Consider the following 15,800-nt stretch of genomic DNA (forward strand, 5'->3'; position numbering starts at 1 on the left):
GAAAACCCTTCCTGACCGGGGGGACGTCAGGCAAGGCGCGCGCCGCCGCGCTGTTGCCACTTCGTGGAGCGGATCTTGCGGGGTGCTGGAGGGTGCCGTCTCCAGGTCTGCGGGGCCGTCAGACGGGTGCCGGCCGGGGTGGCGTGCCGATGATCGCCGTCGGGTCGTCGATGACGTCGCTGACCACCATGCTGGCGGCGCCCCGGGAGGCGGCGCCGAAGCCGAGCGTGGAGGCGACCAGGCGGCACCGGGCGGCGGGGCCCGCCACCACGAGCCGGTCCAGCTGGTCCTGCGCGTGCGGCAGCAGCCACCGGGCCAGCGAGGCGAAGTAGCCGCCGATGACGATCACGCGCGGGTTGAACAGGTTGGCCAGGATCGAGCCGCCGAGCCCGAGCCACTCGCCGACCTGCGCCACCGCCGCCGACATCCGCGGGTCGCCCGCGGCCAGGCCGCCGGCGATGTCGCTCACCCGTTCGCCGGGGTCGGGCACCGGCCTGCCGGGCAGCCCGTACGCCTGCTCGGGCATCGCCGCGCGGACGAGCGCGGCCAGGCCGACCTTGGTCTCCCAGCATCCGGCGCGGCCGCACCCGCACTGGTCGCCGTGGGGGTCCACCTGGAGGTGCCCGACCTCGCCGGAGAAGCCGTCCGCGCCGCGCAACAGCCGGCCGTCCAGGATGATGCCGCCGCCGACCCCGACCTCGCCGGTGAGGTACACCAGGTAGGGCGTGCCGGCGGCGACGCCGGAGGTGTACTCGGCCAGGGCGGCGAGGTTCGCGTCGTTGTCCACCCGTACCGGCAGGCGCAGCGGGCCGAGCACGGAGGTCAGCCGCTCGGCCAGGGGCAGCTCGTGCCAGGACAGGTTGGGGGCGAGCGTCACGACGCCGCGGGTGACGTCCACGAGCCCGGGGACGGCGACCGCGATGCCGGCGGGGGTCGCTCCGGCCCGCCGCATGGCCTCGACGGCCTGCCCTGCCACGGCCGCGAGCCGCCGCACGGAGCCGTCCGGGCCGCTGCCCACGGCGTCGTGCACGATCCGGCGTTCGACCAGGACCCGGCCGCTGAGGTCGGTGCCGTGGACCGCGATGTAGTCGACGTTGATCTCCATGCCGAGCGCGCCGACGTGCGCGCCGTGCAAGGCCACCGCGCGCCTGGGGCGGCCGACGGAGCCGGCGTGCCTGACGCCGACCTCGCGTACGAGACGCCGTTCCAGCAGCTCGGCCATCAGGTTGGAGACGGTGGCGCGGTGCAGCCCGGTCGTCTCGGCGATGTCGGCGCGGGACAGGACCCTGTGGTCGCGCAGCTCGCGCAGCACGAGCGAGAGGTTCGCCCGGCGCAGCGCGGCAGGACCCGCCGGTGGAGCGCCGCCTGGGGCGCGATTGGGTGGCTTGTACGACATGCGCACCACCTGCCCCTTTGTTTATCTCTGAGATCAATTAATCGGGTTGTAACACGCGAATGTCCCATCGTGAACCCCTTCGTCGCGTAACGAGTTGGCATCGCTGATGTCTGCGCATCTCAGCGACCGTTTCGGCGTTAGTTACCGGAACGTTATCTAAATTGCAAACGATTTCACCCTTGTGTCGGCGAAAGTCCCCTCTTTTAATGCGGCTAGCCACCCGACTTGATCGAGGAGGAGCGTGGACCACATCCGGACCGACGGTCACGCCGCCGACTCGGCGAGTGATGGCGGGTCCACCTGAGCCCTCAGGACCCGTCCCCGAGACCCGCACCCCGTCCCTGAGCCCCCGCCCGCCTGATCGTCCGGTTTCACGTCGCCGCGGCCATGACGCCTGCCCTCGATCGGCCGGAGAAACGCCGCGTCCCTACCCTCCCGCGCCCCTTTTCCTCATGACTCCCGCCCGCCTGAACGGCCGGACAAAGCCGCACCGGCACCGTTGACGCCGACCCTCGGTGCCGCCGCGGTGGTGCCAACCGGCACGCCAGGCGGGCGGGCACGCTGAAGGCCGCCCATAGAGGCCGACGAGGGCCTGCGCGCGGTGGCGGCGCAGGCCGGGCTCCGCGAGTTCATCGGCAGGCTTCCGGACGGCTGGGACACGGCGATGACCGACGCGCCGGGCGGCGAGTGGCCGCGCATCGCCATCGCCCGCGCCATGTTCGGCCTGCGGCACGGCGCCCGGCTGCTGATCATGGACGAGCCGGCCGCCGGCCTCGGCGCGCGCCGAGGCCGGCCTCTGCGACACCTTCCACGAGCTGACGGCCGGCGCCACGACGGTCGCCGTCTCCCACCGCTTCGCCACCGTACGAAGCGCCCAGCGGGTGGTGGTGCTGGAGGGCGGCCGGATCATCGAGGACGGCCCGCACGACGCCCTCAGCAAGTCCGGCGGCCGCTACGCCGAGCTGTTCCGCCTCCAGGCACGCTACTTCGTGCAGTGGCGTGACGTGCGCGGCCGCATGGGCCGGACGGCGCACGCGGGGGGTGTCTCAGGGTTTGACGGCGAGGCCGCCGTAGGCCCAGGCGTGGCCGCCGGGGATCTGTTCCTGGTATTCGACCGGGTCCGGCCGCCACGTGACGACCTCGACGAGGCCCGGGTCCAGGAGGTCCCAGCCCTCGAAGAAGCGCAGCGTCTCGTCGTGGCTGCGCGGCACCATGGGGGCGGAGCTGTTGTCGTACGGCTTGGTGAACTCCTCGCGGCTCAGGTTGTCGGCGAAGTCCATGGTGATGTGCGACAGCAGCAGGTGGCTGCCGCTGGGCACCGCCGCCTTGAGCTGCTCGACCACCCCGTACGGGTCCTCGTCATCGGTGACGAAGTGCAGGAGCCCGGCCAGGATGACGGCCACGGGACGGGTGAAGTCGAGCACCTCCCGGACCGCGGGGTCGGACAGGATCTTCTGTGGCTGCCGCAGGTCCGCCTCGATCATCTCCGTCGCGCCCGCCGGGTCACCGGTCAGCAGGGCACGCCCGTGCACGAGGACGATGGGGTCGTTGTCGACGTAGGCCACCCGGGCCTCGGGCACGGCCCGCTGGGCGATGACGTGGGTGGGGTCCTGGGTGGGGAGCCCGGTGCCGATGTCGAGGAACTGGGTGATGCCGGCTTCGGCCGCCAGATACCGTACGGCCCGGCTCACGAAGGCACGGTGGGCGCGCACGCCCTCACGGGTGCCCGGTGACAGCTTGATGAGCGCCTCGGCGGCCTCACGGTCGGAGGCGAAGTTGTCCTTGCCGCCCAGTAAGAAGTCATAGATCCGAGCGGGGTGAGGAATGTGTGGATTGATCCTTGCAGCCAGGGCGCCGGCGTACTCCGGATGCTGCGGGTCCGTCTCTTTGCCACTCTGCGTCAAGATCTCTCCCTGATGGATCGGCGACCGCCGGGCCTGACCGGGGGGCGCGGGCGGCCCTCGCCGAGGAATGTGCTTTCAGATGTTTCCTCGCTGCCGGGCCCGGCGTTACGGACGAATCCACGTTACGCCGTGACGGCCGCTCCTGAAGCGGGCGCGGCGACGGGGAACGTCACCCCGGTGAGATCTTCGGAGACGACCCACAACCGCCGCTGGACGGCCACGTCGTACGACTCCGCGGCATTCGGATGCCTGTGAGGACTGTCTTGATGCCGGCCTCGGCGAGGATCTCGTCCATGAGGGCGGGGAACTTTCCATCCCTGTCTCGGATCAGATAACGCGGCCGGCAGCCCGCGTCGTCCAGATCCATCACCAGATTCTTGATCGCTTGGATGACCCAGTTCGCGCTCGGGTGAGCGGTGGTGCCGAGAACACGGACGCGCCTGGTGGCCTGCTCGATGACTGCCAGGATGTACTGCCGTTGACCGCTGAGAGTGACAGTTTCGATGAAGTCGCAGGCCGGCAGGGCTCCGGCTTGCGAGCGCAGGAAGTCGGCCCACGTGATGGAAGCCCGCTCGGGTGCCGGATCAAGACCGGCCTGTTCGAGGATCTCCCGCACCGTGGACGGCGCGACCTTGATACCGAGCGTGGTGAGCTCACCACGCACCCGCCGATAACCCCAGCCGGGGGTCTCCCGAACCGGACGCAGCATGAGGGCACGGATGGAGCGGACCATGGGTGGGCGCCCACGTCGCTTTGGCCGGCAGATATGGGCGTGACGTCGTTTCATCAGATCGCGGTGCCGGCCCAGGACGCTGTCCTGCCGTACGCGCTTCCGTCTCCCAGGTGACCGAGCTCGCGTACGCCCCGCGAAGCCCTCGCAGAGTCATGACCTGGGCGGATGTAATCATCAGCAGGCGCAGACATCGGCGAACTGCTCGGGCTGACCAAGCAGCGCATCCAGCAGATCCGCACGAACGCCAACGACGAGGCCCGCCAGAGCGGCCAGCACCCCGGCCCGACACGCGCTGGGCATCGGACGCGGCACATGTCACGATCGAAGCGTCGGCCGCGGGGCGGTTGACGCCACGCGGACACCTCGGCGCGGAGAGCCTGATGGACCCTTTCGACATCCTGTTCGGAGCGGACCTGGTGATCGCCGCCTGCGTTTGCGCGCTGGTGCTGGTGAAGGCCGGCCACGCGGTCTGGCTCAGGTGGTGGCCGCATTCCGACGACCTGGAGCTGGACGCGTACGAACTGGCCTACATCGAGGGCGGCGCGGGTCAGATGATCAACACGGCGGTGGCCGGGCTGCTGCGCGCAGGGGTGCTGCTGCGAGACCAGCCCACCGCCACCTGCACCCGTGCCGGCGGCGTCATGCCGGGAGACCGGCCGATCGAACGGATGATCGCCGACTACGCCGAGACCCGGCCCGACGGCTTCGGAGTGTGCGACCTCGACCGGTTACCCGGGTTGCGTGCGCAGACCCGGGCGGTGCGGCGCTCGCTCACCCGCCGCGGGATGCTGCCCGTGCGATGGGTGCTGACCCTGCTGGAGTGGGGCTCCGGCCTGTTCTGGCCCGCGCTCATGGTGCTCTGGTTCTGCGTGGTGATCGCCCTGGCCGGATGGTCGGACGCGGAGCTCCATCATCCGTACGCCTGGCCGGGCGCGGCGCTGGCCGCGGCGTCGATGGTGCTGTCCGGCCCGCTCCCGCGGCAGGACGGCCGTCGTCCCACGCCTGTCGCCGGCAGGGCGCTCTCCTCGGCCAGGAGCAGGTGGAGCACGGATGACGACCAGTTGGAGGCGTACGTGCTGTACGGCCGGTTCGCCCCGGCCTGGCAGACGGTGGCGGAATCCCTTTACCCGCCCGTGTCGTTCCCCCGGACGCCGGCACGCGTCGCCGATGACGGGAGCGGCGAGGAATGACACCGGCCAGCGTGCCGGCGGCGTGTGGGAGCGACCTCCCACTACCGCGGACTTCACCTGGGGCGAGACGGTGCCCTCTCGGAAACGACATGGGCCTGCGCATCCCACGGACCGAACAGTCACCACTCAGGTCGATCTCCGCGGAGGCGTGCACCTGAAGGCGTCGCGGATCCACGCCTGGAAGGTCATGGGTGCGCCGCCGCGGCGAGTGCGATGCGGATAGAAGCCCGCCTCGTGCTCAAGGTAGTCGGCCCACAGCTGTCCCGCCGCGGGGCCGCTGATGACGAGCCAGAGCGCGTCACCGCACCCCAGAGAGTGCAGGCACAGCGCGCCGCGGGTCAGCTCATCCCGTGGATCGCCGTCGTAGGGCGGCTCTTCGTTCTCCCACTTGTCCAGCTCGACCAGGTACGCTTCCTCGCTCGCGAAGTCGTCCCGCCGCGGCTGATCGTCGGGCATGACATCGGCCTGACGTGCGGGAAACACCTCAGCCAGCCGGGACAGGCTGGTCCGTGTGCCGATCTCAGCCCACATCCACCTGCCCGCTGCGTCACGCACGAGCGGAGCGATGCTCATCGGCATGCCACCGGGGATTCCGGCGGCCACCTCCAGCAGGAAACGCCGGTACTCCTTCGGCAGCCGTACGCCCAACTGCTCTTCCGCCTCCCGCACCTCGCTCGGCAGCAACGGCATGGGCAGCTCCCAGTCGGAGTCCAGGGAACGCCGCCACAGCCGATCCCGCCAGCCGGGCCACAACGGCGACGTCTCGTGCTCGTCCATCCCGCGCGAGGGATCGGCCGCACGCACCGTCAGCCACGGGTCCAGCAACCGCGCCCGATGCTCGGGCGTCGAACCGCGTAAGCGCTCCAACTCGCCACGAAGCGCCCCGGCTTCCCGGCGCCATTGGCCGGCCGCGGCCTCGAACGCCTCCCGCGTGGCCGCCGTGTCCTTGCGCGCTCGTTCGTGCGCCTGCCGCCTGGACTGCCAGTCACGCATCTCCCGAGGCCACAGCGAGTCCTCGACCAGGTCCCGGTAGACGACGTCGATCTCCTCCCAGGCGTCGATGAACTCATCCAGGTACGACCCCGTCACGCCACGCACCTCCCAGATCGTTCCGGTGAGCGCCACCATCCCGAGCCTATGCAGCGCCGAGCTCTTCGGTCACCATGATGCGCAAGGTGGTTCTCCGTGTGAGTCCTGGTACCAGCGTGTAGCCGGGTGGTGACGGTTCAGCGAGTTCTGGTACCACTGCCGGTGTTGTGGTGAGGCGCTCGGTGTGCTCTGAGGCGTGATCACACGGTACGCCGGATCTTCAACCGGCTGGTGGCCGAGCAGGACATGGAGGGCGTCTCGTATTCGACGGTCTGCGACTACGTCGCCTGGCGTCTGCCGCTGATCTTGCAGGAGGCGGGTCGTGGCCCTCCTCCGGAGGTGCCGATCGATCAGATCCACAAGCCGGGAGCCGAGGCCGAGGTCGATTTCGGGGACGTGTGGATCGATCTTGCTGAGGTGCGGACCGTCTGCTATCTGTACGTGTTCCGGATGTCGTATTCGGGCAAGGCGGTGCACCGCGTCACGGCATCCTGCGGTCAGGAGGCCTTCTTCGAGGGGCACGCACATGCTCTCAGCGTGCTGGGCGGGGTGCCGTCCGGCAAGATCCGCTACGACAATCTGAAGGCCGCGGTCGCCCAGGTGGTCGGCTTTGCCCGGGCTCGGGTCGAGAACCAGCGATGGGTGGCCTTCCCTCGCACGTCACCGCGTCCCACGCCAGCTTGGCCGCTTGCGGATAGTCCCACCACGTGCTCAGCGACGTGGCCTAAGCACGAACCGCGTGCGGGGAAGCGGCCCGCCCGACGCGCAAGAACGCCGAGAACTCCCCGATCGGCACGGCGGGCAGGTGGTCCGAACCGAGCACGGTCCAACCGCCAGCGCCGCCATCGCCTCCACCGAGAGCTTCGGCAAAACGCACATGTTCCCACGAACAAGTGTTTGGTTCCGGTGAAGTGGGACAGGTTCGGTGAAGGCAGACCAGGAAGTGACCTTAGTTGTGCTGCTCGATCATGCTCGGCGTCGTGAAGCCCATTGTTCCGTGTCTGCCTTCATGACTTCGTTCACCCTAGCGACCAGGAGTTTTCGGGTTTCCTCGTCACGTCGCTCCTCGGGCAGGAGCCGGTCGTCGTTGACCGCTACTTGGAGGCCGGCCCAGGCGGCGACGAAGGCCACATATCCCTCGTGGGTGTCGACAATCCTGTTCATGCCGGTAAGGACCACTGTGCTGGCCTCCAGGGTGGCGGTCACCTAGGCGGTAACTTCAAGCGATGACTTCCTTGCCGAAGTCGTAGGTTCTCCAGCGCTCGGGACGCACCCGGACCGTCACCATCGACCCGACGAAGTTCTTGATGCCGTCGAAGAACCGCTCACCCGCTTCCTGCCCCAGGTAGCGAATCGACCATCGTCGATACTCCTCGGCGTCGGTCGGTTCGTAGCCCGTCACGGTCCCTTCGAGGGAGACGTACTTGTACGGCACCGCCTCCTGCTGGACCGTGAATCCGATCGGGCCCGCCTCGCGGATCAGGGCGCCATCTTGACGCTGTCGGGGCTGGTGGCGAAGGTGAGCTCGCCGCCGGCCGCGTAGCCGTACCAGATGGGCACCGCCATGGGCGGCCGACCGGCTGCACCGGCCACACTCAGCACGCCGATGTGGGTGTCGGAAAGGAAGCTCTCCCGCTCGGCTTTCGTCATTGTCGTTGTCATGATCCGTTCCTCAATGCGAGAGCTTGACGAGCATCTTGCCGACGTTGCCTCCGCGCATCATGTCCAGGAAGGCAGCGGGGGCGCGGTTGATTCCTTCGGCCACGGTCAGTTCGGTGTGCAGGGAGCCGGTGACCCGGCACCGCCGGTGTCAGGACCAGGCGATCTCGCCATGGCGGTCGATGAAGCGTCCGGTGCCGGCGCCGGGCCCCTCGGTGGCGAGGGCGACGATCGCGTCCGTGCCCTCGGTGACGGTCTGGGAGCCGCTGTGACCGTTGTTGGCTCCGGTGATGAAAGTGATCGTCATGCCTTCGATGGTTGCCTGGACGAGGGAGCCGAACCAGGGACGCTTCGACGGTGGGAAGACCAGTACCACCCCCGCGCCCTCGCATGTGATTGGGGATGCAGGAGAATGAAGAGCATGACGACGACGCCCCCTGGAACCGGACTGGGCCCGGCGATCCGCACGTGGCGGAACCGGCTTGCCCCGTCGGCCGCCGGGCTGCCGGTCGTCCGCAAGCGCCGGGCTGTCGGGCTGCGGCGCGAGGAACTGGCTGACCTGGCCGGAGTGTCGGTCGACTACGTCGTGCGCCTGGAGCAGGGGCGGGCCACGACACCCTCAGAGTCGGTGGTGGCGTCCCTGGCACGCGCCCCGCAGCTGTCCACCGCCGAGCGGGACCAGGTTCCCGGTGGGTGCCGATCACACCCCCCTCGTGCTGTGGCCGGTCACCGATACGGACCCCGACACCACCGACGCCGCCCTCGTCTCCGACCTGCGCCGCGCCACCGGCCGCTTCCCCCGGGACAGTCGCCTGGCCGCGCTGATCCGCGACCTGAGCGCAGGCAACGAGAGGTTCGCCGAGCTGTGGGCGACGGGAGAGGTGACCGCGAACCGCGAGGTCCGCAAGACGGTCGACCACCCGTCGGTGGGCCCGGTCACGGTGGACTGCGATGTCCTGACCGACGGCGACACCGAGCTCAAGATCGTCATCATGACCGCCACGCCGGGCAGCGAGTACGAGACCAAACTCCAGCTCACCACCGCCGTCGGCCCACCAGCCGGCACGCGCAACTGATCCGCCCCGCGCGTCGGCCGACCGGCGGCTCACGATCCCCTGTCAATCGCTTCGCGTCGTGGGGAACCTTTCAAGTGGAAACGCACAGTGATCCCCGTGCCGCTGCACCGCTGGAAGGATCCCGGCCTCCTCGCCGCCACCGGCCCCGGGGGACACGGTCCCTTCGGCCCCTGGCCCGAACCCGAAGGGGATGGGACCGCTGCCGTATGCAGCACACCCCGGCCTCATCAGGAGTGGAGAACCGCAGCGAGATCAATCTCGCCGGGATTTCCTCTACCTCAACTACTCACACCCGGTGCAGGCGACCTGCAGGAAGGAGGACTTGCAGGTGGGGCAGACCGGCATGATTTTGTTGGTCTCAACGGGCAGCGCTTGCAGGTGAGTTCTGACAGCGGTTAAAGATCGACACGAGGCGACATGTTGGTCAGAAATGACAGCGCCCGCTCCCCGCTCCGCCGTGATCACGCGGAAGCGGGCGCTGGATGGTCTTCAGCCATGGTGGGAGGGAGCCGACGATTACGGGGTCGGACGGTGGCCGGAGCTCAGGTGGCCGAGGATGAGGCGCGCCACTTCGTGCGGGGCTTCCAGGTGCATGTCGTGGCCGGTGGCCAGGTCGGCGAGGGAGAGCAGCGGAGTATGCGCGGCGGCCGTCTTCAGTTCGCGAGCGAAGCCGCGGACGTAGGCGTCGAAGGCCACCGAGACGGCCGGGGGCAACATCGCACTCAGGTCCGAGCCGCTGGAGGAGACGACGAGGAGGGGACAGCGGGCCGCCCGGTAGACGGCGATGAGGTCGAGCGCGTCCATCCGCGCGATGAAGTGAGTCATCTCCGGATCGCCCGCCGTCTGTTCGGCGAGGAACGCGCGCATCGTGCGCACGGCACCGACCGGGTCGACTCCGTCGAAGGGACCGGTGGGATTGGTATGCCCGTCCAGATTCACCGCGAGCGGGCACTCGGGGTGCTCTGAGGCCCACAAGGCCGCGACGATGCCGCCCAGCGAGTGCCCGACCACTGCCGGATGCTCCATGCCGTGGTCGTTGATCGCCTCACCCACGGACTCGACGGCTCCGGCCCAGGACCACGAGCCTAGATCCGGCAAGTCGACCGCCACGGTGCGTAACCCTGCTGCCTCCAGCAGCGGCGCAGCGAGCCGCCAGTCCGTGGACCTCCGCCCACCACCGGGCAACAGAAGAATCTCCGCCATCGTGGCACTCTCCCGGCCCGGCGGCCGCCACTGCAACCCAATTCCGCCCCTCGGCTGCTGCAGGCCGTGGTGCAGGCCCTCCGCTCGGGTCTGGCGATGAGCCCCAAAGTAGAGCGTTGCCGCAGGCCACAGTGGGTGACGGCTGCGGTGCCCGACCGCGAGTTTCGGTCCGGGCGTTCGGGGATGAGTCCGGCGCTCGCCGCCGCGACAACGGTGGCGGGGACGTTTCGGCAGGTCGCGTTGCTCGCTAACAGCATTGATGTCAAGCCGTCCGAGAGTCCCTGGTTACTCACAGCTACTTTGCGGCTGGTGGCACGGACCCGAGCGGAGGCCCTCAAGAGCGGTTGCGTATGGCCGCCCAAACGCTGACCTGCGGATTCTGTGACCACCGCGGCGGCCGCGGAGTCCTCGCCGGCAACGAACTCGGCACCGGAGTCATGCCGTTGATCTGCGGTATCGCTTCGGGGGCGTCTGTGAACTGGTGGAATGATATTTCCGCTTTTGGCTGGGCATGCGGAGCGCTGCCCGCACTGATCATTTGCTAGAGGCGTTTCACTCCTTCGCAACCGTTAGTGATCAGGGGCATGCGCAGGACCAGGCAAGCTCCTTGGCCGGGGTCCTCGATGCTCAGCGTGCCTTGGTGGGCGTGGGCGATCTCGCGGCACTGGGCCAGGCAGGCATTCGGCGTCTTCAGGATCCCCTGAGGGCTTCAGGGACGGCTGGGCCTCCGGATGGAGCGCAGGTGGCGGGGCAGAACTTGGCCTCGGGGTAGCGCGAGGACGGTTTGTCCAGCAGGGACTGCCGCTGAAACTTCAGGTGCTGGTCGAGGAAGGCCGCCACGTAGGTGCGGGTGAGCTCGGCGGCGCGCGCCGCTGGCAGGACGCCAGCGGTAGGTGTGATGCCGAGGGCGTCCGCCAGCAGCGGGGTGTCAGTGAAGGACTGATGTTCGGTGCCCGACAGTACGATCCAGCGTTTCCAGCCGGTGAGCAGTTTCCAGTCGCGGTCCCACGTGGGGGCGGAGCCTCCGGAGATGTGCTGCGCCGAGCCCAGGAACATGAACGGCCGGGAGAAGCCGCTCTTGGGGATCCGGGCGTAGGCGGTGCCGTCGATGTCGATTCCGGCCCGCACGCGGGGGTCTTCGAGCATGGTCGCCATGGCGCTGGACCCGCCGATCGACTGGCCGGCCATGGCGATGCGGGAGCGGTCGATCCGGCTGGAACCGTCCCACTTCGAGGGCAGCTGGTCGAGCACGAACGAGACGTCGGCGGCCCGGCCCTGAACCAGTCCGGCGCCGAAGCCAGGATCGGAGTTGCTGTCGCAGGCGAGGCATTCGGCGATGCGCCCGTCGGGAAAGGTGGTGGCGTAGCTTTCGTAGGTGTGGTCGATGCCGGCCACGACGTAGCCGCGGCCGGCCAGATCCTCGGCCAGCGAGGTGAGAGTGCTCATCGGCTTGGTGAAGCCGGGAGAGAGCACCACCAGCGGTAGTGTCTTGCCTGCGGGCTCGGCGTCTTTGATGGCGTTCGTCCGGGTCTTGCTCAGCGTGTCGTACGGCGCACTCGCGATTCCGGTGCCTCTCAAGAGGAGCTCGGATTCCTTGGGCGTCATATACGGAGCGCGCTGCCCGTCGCGGTGCTTGGCCGGGTACCACAGGGTGACCTTGAGCTCTCTGGCTTTGGCGTCGAGGTTCCAGGGGTCGGGGCGGGAGGTGTCCTTGAGGTAGAGGACGGTGGTGCCGACCAGGTGGGGGCCGGTGGGGGCGGGCAGGGTGGCAGGGCCGGCCGGCGTAGGTGACCCGGCAGCGGCTCTGGGCGGGGCGGGCGCGGAGCAGGCGGACGCGGCGAGGAGGGCCAGCCCCGCGGCGACTGCCAAGAGGTGTCTCATCGGAAGGTCCCTTCACTTGTGCAGCAGGGTCAGGGCCTTGGCCAAGGCGGGGTCGCGCCCGGCGGCCGCGTCTGCGGGGGTCAGGGGCACGTGGTGGTCGGGCGGCACGCCGATCCGGTCGATGACCTCACGGTTCGGGCCCAGGTGGTGTTTGTCAGGAAGGCTCAGGATGGTGTTGTCGGCGAGCAGGTACGGCTGCGCCGGCCCGGTGATCATGCCGGCAGTTCGTGTGCCGACCAGCAGGCCGGCCCTCAGGTCCTTGACCGCGGAGGCGAAGTGCTCGCACGCCGAGGCGCAGCCGCGGTCGGTGAGCACTACCAGCGGCAGGCCGAGCAGTACGACGGTGTCGTCGGTGCGCAGGCTCTGGCAGGTGTCGTCGGCGGTGCAGTGATAGGCGGTGATCTTGCCGTGGGCGAACGCGCTCAGCAGCCGGGTCGCTTCCGTGGAGCCGCCGCCGCTACTGCTGGCGCCGCGCAGGTCGAGCACGACGCCGGACAGTGTCCGGCCCTTGCGCAGCCGGGAGATCGATCGCAGGATCCGGTCCGCCGAGTCGGCCACGAAGCCGGTCACCCGTACGTAGGCGATGTCGTCGTCCAGCAGCTTCGACCGCACCACCTGCAGGGCGGCCAGATCCCGCTGGTAGAGGCCGGGCTTGAGCGTCACGCTCCAGCGGCGGCCGCTGCCCTGCCGCAGGAGCCGCAGCCGGACCGGGCGCGCCTGCGGGTACTGCGGGTAGAGGGCGGTGATCGCGGGGGTGGCCTTGTGGTCGATGAAGGGCGCCGAGCCGTTGATCGATTCGATGACGTCGCCCGGGCGCAGCCCGGCGGCCTGCGCCGCGCCGCCCTGGACGGAGGTGACGAACAGCGGCGGTACGGCGGCGTCGAGGTTGCCGTCCGCCTGCGAAGCGTCGACGTTCGCCTCGAGACCCAGGCCGTAGCCGTCGCCGTCATAGTAGTCCGGCGGCTGCTGGACATCGTGCGCCCAGGAGGCGTGGTGATCGAGGGCGGCCACGATGGCTTCGAGGGTGGCGACGGCGAGCTTGTCGCGCAGGTCGGGCACCTGATCGGTGATCTTCCGGTAGACGGTTTCGAAGGCGGCCCAGTCGGCTTTGCGGTCGCCGTTCAGCGCCGGCACAGCCGCCTCGGGCAGGTCGCGTCCGTTGCGGTTGAGCTCCTGAACCAGAGCGGCGAACCCGGCGGCCAGCAGGGAGCGGGCGTCCAGTGTGGCGCCGCTGTGGTGGTTGCCGAGGATGCAGGAGTACGCCTGCTCGATGACGTCGATCGTGGTGGCGCTCTCCTTGCCGGGGGCGCCCTGGGGCGGCGCGCAGACCGTACCGGCCGCCGTGCTCGTGTCGCCGCGCGGCGGCGCCGGCGCGGAGCAGGCCGTCATCAGCAGGGGCGTCAGGAGGAGGAGGGCGAGGGCGGCGGTCGCGGTCCTGACGCCTGCCGTGAAGGCGGTCATGACAGGCCTGTCCGTATCCGCCGGAAGCAGAGCCAGGTGAGGGCGAGCGTGAGCAGGACGTAGGTTCCGGTCTCGATCCCTTGGAAGGGCCAGAACCGCTCCAGAGGCTGGTAGGTCGCCTGCTGCCGGTAGCCGAGCCGGTTGATCTCGGCTGTACACGCGTCGGTGCCCAGTCCTGCCCTGGGCGCGCAGGGTCCCGACGTCGTGGAGACCGGGACGGACCGCGCGATCGTCGAGGACGGCCCCGAGGCTCGATCGCCGCCGACGATTCGTCCGGACGGATCGACCAGGTCGCTGGACAGGACCCAGGCTCCCGCATGACCAGGCACCGCCGACGTGCTCAGGAAGACTTGCATGGCTCCGCCCGGCCGGCCTTGCGGCACGATGCCTTCCACGTTCGTCCGGCCGAGCTCGAACGTCGACGTGACCGGCGGCATCAGGTGGGGCCGGACCAGCAGCGGCATGGCGAGCTGAATCGCGGCGAAGGCGACCAGGGTGACAGCCATGGCGGGCAGGGTGCGGCGCACCAGCACGCCCAGGGTCACGCCCAGGACGAAGGCGAAGACCGCGTACCCCATCGGCGTGATGCCGCGTGCGCCGAACACCACAGGAGCCATGCGCGCCATTTCCGGAACGGCTGACTTGTCCAGGGGGTCGGACCACCAGGTCACCGCAAGAGCGCACACCCCGGCGGAGGCCATGGCGACCAGGCCGATGAGCCCGAGCTTGACCGCCAGCCAGCGGGCCCGAGTGATGCTCTGATTCCACACCAGCAGGTGCGTGCCCGCCTCCAGCTCACGGGTGACCAGCGGAGCACCCCAGAACAGCCCGGCCAGCGCCGGCAGGATCAGCACGACGAGGGTGAGGGCCAGGAAGGGGATCTGGTACTCGCCGAAGAACCGGTCGAAGAAGTCGGTGCAGGTGTCGTTCGGGGTGCAGTCGGCTATCCCGGCGGCGTAACGGGAGGCCAGACCCGGGCCGGTCACGGCCAGCGTGATACCGAGGACGAGGAGTACGGCGGCCGTCATCGCGGCCGAGCCGCGGAACTGGCGCCAGGTCAGCCAGATCATCCCTGCACCTCTTGAGTGACCCGCCGGTGCTCAGCGGTGCGCCGGTCCATGTAGGCCAGCACGAGGTCTTCCAGGCTGATCCGGCTGACCGTCCAGGCGGGGTCGTGCGTGGGATCACCGGCACGGACCACGAACGTGCTCTGCCGGTCGGTGTGCCGGGCCGAGACCACGTACTGGCCGGCGGGCAGCCTGCCGGAATCGCGGCGCGGGCCGGTGAGCCGGTGATGGGTGGCCAGCAGATGGTCGGTCCTGCCGGCGATCTGGACGCGGGAGTCGACCAGCACGACCAGGTAGTCGCAGACCCGTTCCAGGTCGGAGACCAGGTGGGAGGAGAGCACCACGCTCAGCTTGCGCTCGGCGGCGGCCTCCATCAGGTGCTGCAGGAACTCGTGACGGGCCAGCGGGTCGAGGGCGGCCGCGGGCTCGTCCAGGATCAGCAGGTCGGGGCGTTTGGCCAGGCCCAGGGTGAGGGTGAGCTGGGCGCGCTGGCCGCCCGACAGCTTACCCGCCCGATGTGCGGGAACGAGACCGAGCCGCGCGATGCGTTCACGCGCCATGGCCCCGTCCCAGCGGGGGTTGAGCCGGGCTCCCAGCCGCAGATGTTCGGCCACGGTCAGGCTCGCGTAGACCGGGGTGTCCTGGGCGACGAACCCGACCTTGGCCAGCTGCGCGGGCGTGCTGCCCGGCCGGTCGCCGAGCACGGAGATCCCGCCCGCGGTCGGTTCGAGCTGGCCGCCGGCCAGTTTCAGCAGGGTGGACTTGCCGGCTCCGTTGGGACCCACCAGCCCCACGATGTGGCCGGCAGGGATGTCGATGGTGCACTCGCGCAGCGCCCAGCGGCTGCCGTACTTCTTGCCCAGCGCCTGGGCCTGCAGGACGGAAGTCACGCTATGTCCTCCTGAGCAGCGGTTCGAAAGGATGGTCATGAACAGCGCCACGATCGTCGAGGCCGCCATCCGGGGCCGCGGCTGCACCGCGGCCTGGTGCCGGGAACGAAGCTAGGCGCCGCTCCTGCCGGTGCGCTTCGGCCGTGCTGCCGAGATCACCTAGTGCTTGTGAACGAGGGACCGGCAGGTCATCCCCGCGACCTAGTCCTGAAGAGCCAGCAGCTTCGTCACGACGGCCGATGGGGGGCGGA

At 69.5% G+C, this 15,800-nt stretch carries 15 protein-coding genes and 1 pseudogene; 3 read left to right on the top strand and 13 right to left on the bottom strand.

The annotated features are described in order from the left end of the window. Positions 1-118: 118 nt before the first annotated feature. From OIE67_RS30280 to OIE67_RS30290, 3 genes are all read right to left on the bottom strand, one after another. Entirely contained in the window at positions 119-1,396 is a 1,278-nt protein-coding gene (locus OIE67_RS30280; protein WP_326626800.1) for an ROK family transcriptional regulator, read from the bottom strand. 1,046 nt (positions 1,397-2,442) lie between these two features. Beyond that, the gene (locus tag OIE67_RS30285) at positions 2,443-3,300 is read right to left on the bottom strand and encodes an SAM-dependent methyltransferase (protein WP_326626802.1); all 858 of its coding nucleotides are present in this window, start codon (positions 3,298-3,300) and stop codon (positions 2,443-2,445) included. Between the two features lie 169 nt (positions 3,301-3,469). After that, positions 3,470-4,033 (bottom strand): hypothetical protein, encoded by a 564-nt coding sequence (locus OIE67_RS30290; protein ID WP_326626804.1) that lies wholly within the window; start codon positions 4,031-4,033, stop codon positions 3,470-3,472. 380 nt (positions 4,034-4,413) lie between these two features. Between OIE67_RS30290 and OIE67_RS30295 the strand changes: the two genes are divergently transcribed. Next, the gene (locus OIE67_RS30295) at positions 4,414-5,223 is read left to right on the top strand and encodes a TIGR04222 domain-containing membrane protein (RefSeq protein WP_326626806.1); all 810 of its coding nucleotides are present in this window, start codon (positions 4,414-4,416) and stop codon (positions 5,221-5,223) included. Between the two features lie 126 nt (positions 5,224-5,349). Here OIE67_RS30295 and OIE67_RS30300 read toward each other — a convergent pair whose 3' ends face one another. From OIE67_RS30300 to OIE67_RS30320, 5 genes are all read right to left on the bottom strand, one after another. Further along, entirely contained in the window at positions 5,350-6,312 is a 963-nt protein-coding gene (locus tag OIE67_RS30300) for an SMI1/KNR4 family protein (RefSeq protein ID WP_326626808.1), read from the bottom strand. Positions 6,313-7,278: 966 nt separating this feature from the next. Continuing rightward, positions 7,279-7,518 carry a hypothetical protein gene (locus OIE67_RS30305; protein ID WP_326626810.1) on the bottom strand — a complete coding sequence of 80 codons (240 nt, stop codon included), beginning with the start codon at positions 7,516-7,518 and terminating at the stop codon, positions 7,279-7,281. Positions 7,519-7,531: 13 nt separating this feature from the next. Next, the gene (locus OIE67_RS30310; protein WP_326626812.1) at positions 7,532-7,747 is read right to left on the bottom strand and encodes a hypothetical protein; all 216 of its coding nucleotides are present in this window, start codon (positions 7,745-7,747) and stop codon (positions 7,532-7,534) included. A 44-nt stretch (positions 7,748-7,791) separates the two neighbouring features. Further along, the gene (locus OIE67_RS30315) at positions 7,792-7,974 is read right to left on the bottom strand and encodes a hypothetical protein (RefSeq protein ID WP_326626814.1); all 183 of its coding nucleotides are present in this window, start codon (positions 7,972-7,974) and stop codon (positions 7,792-7,794) included. 148 nt (positions 7,975-8,122) lie between these two features. After that, positions 8,123-8,278 carry a hypothetical protein gene (locus tag OIE67_RS30320; protein WP_326626816.1) on the bottom strand — a complete coding sequence of 52 codons (156 nt, stop codon included), beginning with the start codon at positions 8,276-8,278 and terminating at the stop codon, positions 8,123-8,125. 114 nt (positions 8,279-8,392) lie between these two features. Here OIE67_RS30320 and OIE67_RS55560 point away from each other — a divergent pair. Continuing rightward, positions 8,393-8,641 (top strand): annotated as a pseudogene (locus tag OIE67_RS55560) (helix-turn-helix domain-containing protein); the annotation flags it as partial. 19 nt (positions 8,642-8,660) lie between these two features. Next, positions 8,661-9,047 carry an MmyB family transcriptional regulator gene (locus OIE67_RS30325; RefSeq protein WP_326626818.1) on the top strand — a complete coding sequence of 129 codons (387 nt, stop codon included), beginning with the start codon at positions 8,661-8,663 and terminating at the stop codon, positions 9,045-9,047. A gap of 516 nt (positions 9,048-9,563) precedes the next feature. Here OIE67_RS30325 and OIE67_RS30330 read toward each other — a convergent pair. The 5 genes from OIE67_RS30330 to OIE67_RS30350 form a co-directional block, all read right to left on the bottom strand. Continuing rightward, positions 9,564-10,250, bottom strand: a complete 687-nt coding sequence (locus OIE67_RS30330) for an alpha/beta fold hydrolase (RefSeq protein ID WP_326626820.1) — start codon at positions 10,248-10,250, stop codon at positions 9,564-9,566. A 690-nt stretch (positions 10,251-10,940) separates the two neighbouring features. After that, a complete protein-coding gene (locus OIE67_RS30335) occupies positions 10,941-12,131 on the bottom strand; it encodes an alpha/beta hydrolase family protein (protein ID WP_326626822.1) in 1,191 nt (396 codons plus the stop codon). A 12-nt stretch (positions 12,132-12,143) separates the two neighbouring features. Beyond that, on the bottom strand, positions 12,144-13,592 hold the full coding sequence (locus OIE67_RS30340) for a S41 family peptidase (RefSeq protein WP_326626824.1): 1,449 nt from the start codon (positions 13,590-13,592) through the stop codon (positions 12,144-12,146). Next, the gene (locus tag OIE67_RS30345) at positions 13,589-14,662 is read right to left on the bottom strand and encodes an ABC transporter permease (RefSeq protein WP_326626826.1); all 1,074 of its coding nucleotides are present in this window, start codon (positions 14,660-14,662) and stop codon (positions 13,589-13,591) included. The genes OIE67_RS30340 and OIE67_RS30345 overlap by 4 nt, the downstream gene beginning before the upstream one ends. Further along, positions 14,659-15,549, bottom strand: a complete 891-nt coding sequence (locus OIE67_RS30350) for an ABC transporter ATP-binding protein (protein WP_326626827.1) — start codon at positions 15,547-15,549, stop codon at positions 14,659-14,661. Before OIE67_RS30350 ends, OIE67_RS30345 begins: the two co-directional genes overlap by 4 nt. Positions 15,550-15,800: the final 251 nt, after the last annotated feature.

It is taken from the genome of Nonomuraea fuscirosea, from assembly GCF_035917475.1.
Taxonomy (GTDB): Bacteria; Actinomycetota; Actinomycetes; order Streptosporangiales; family Streptosporangiaceae; genus Nonomuraea; species Nonomuraea fuscirosea.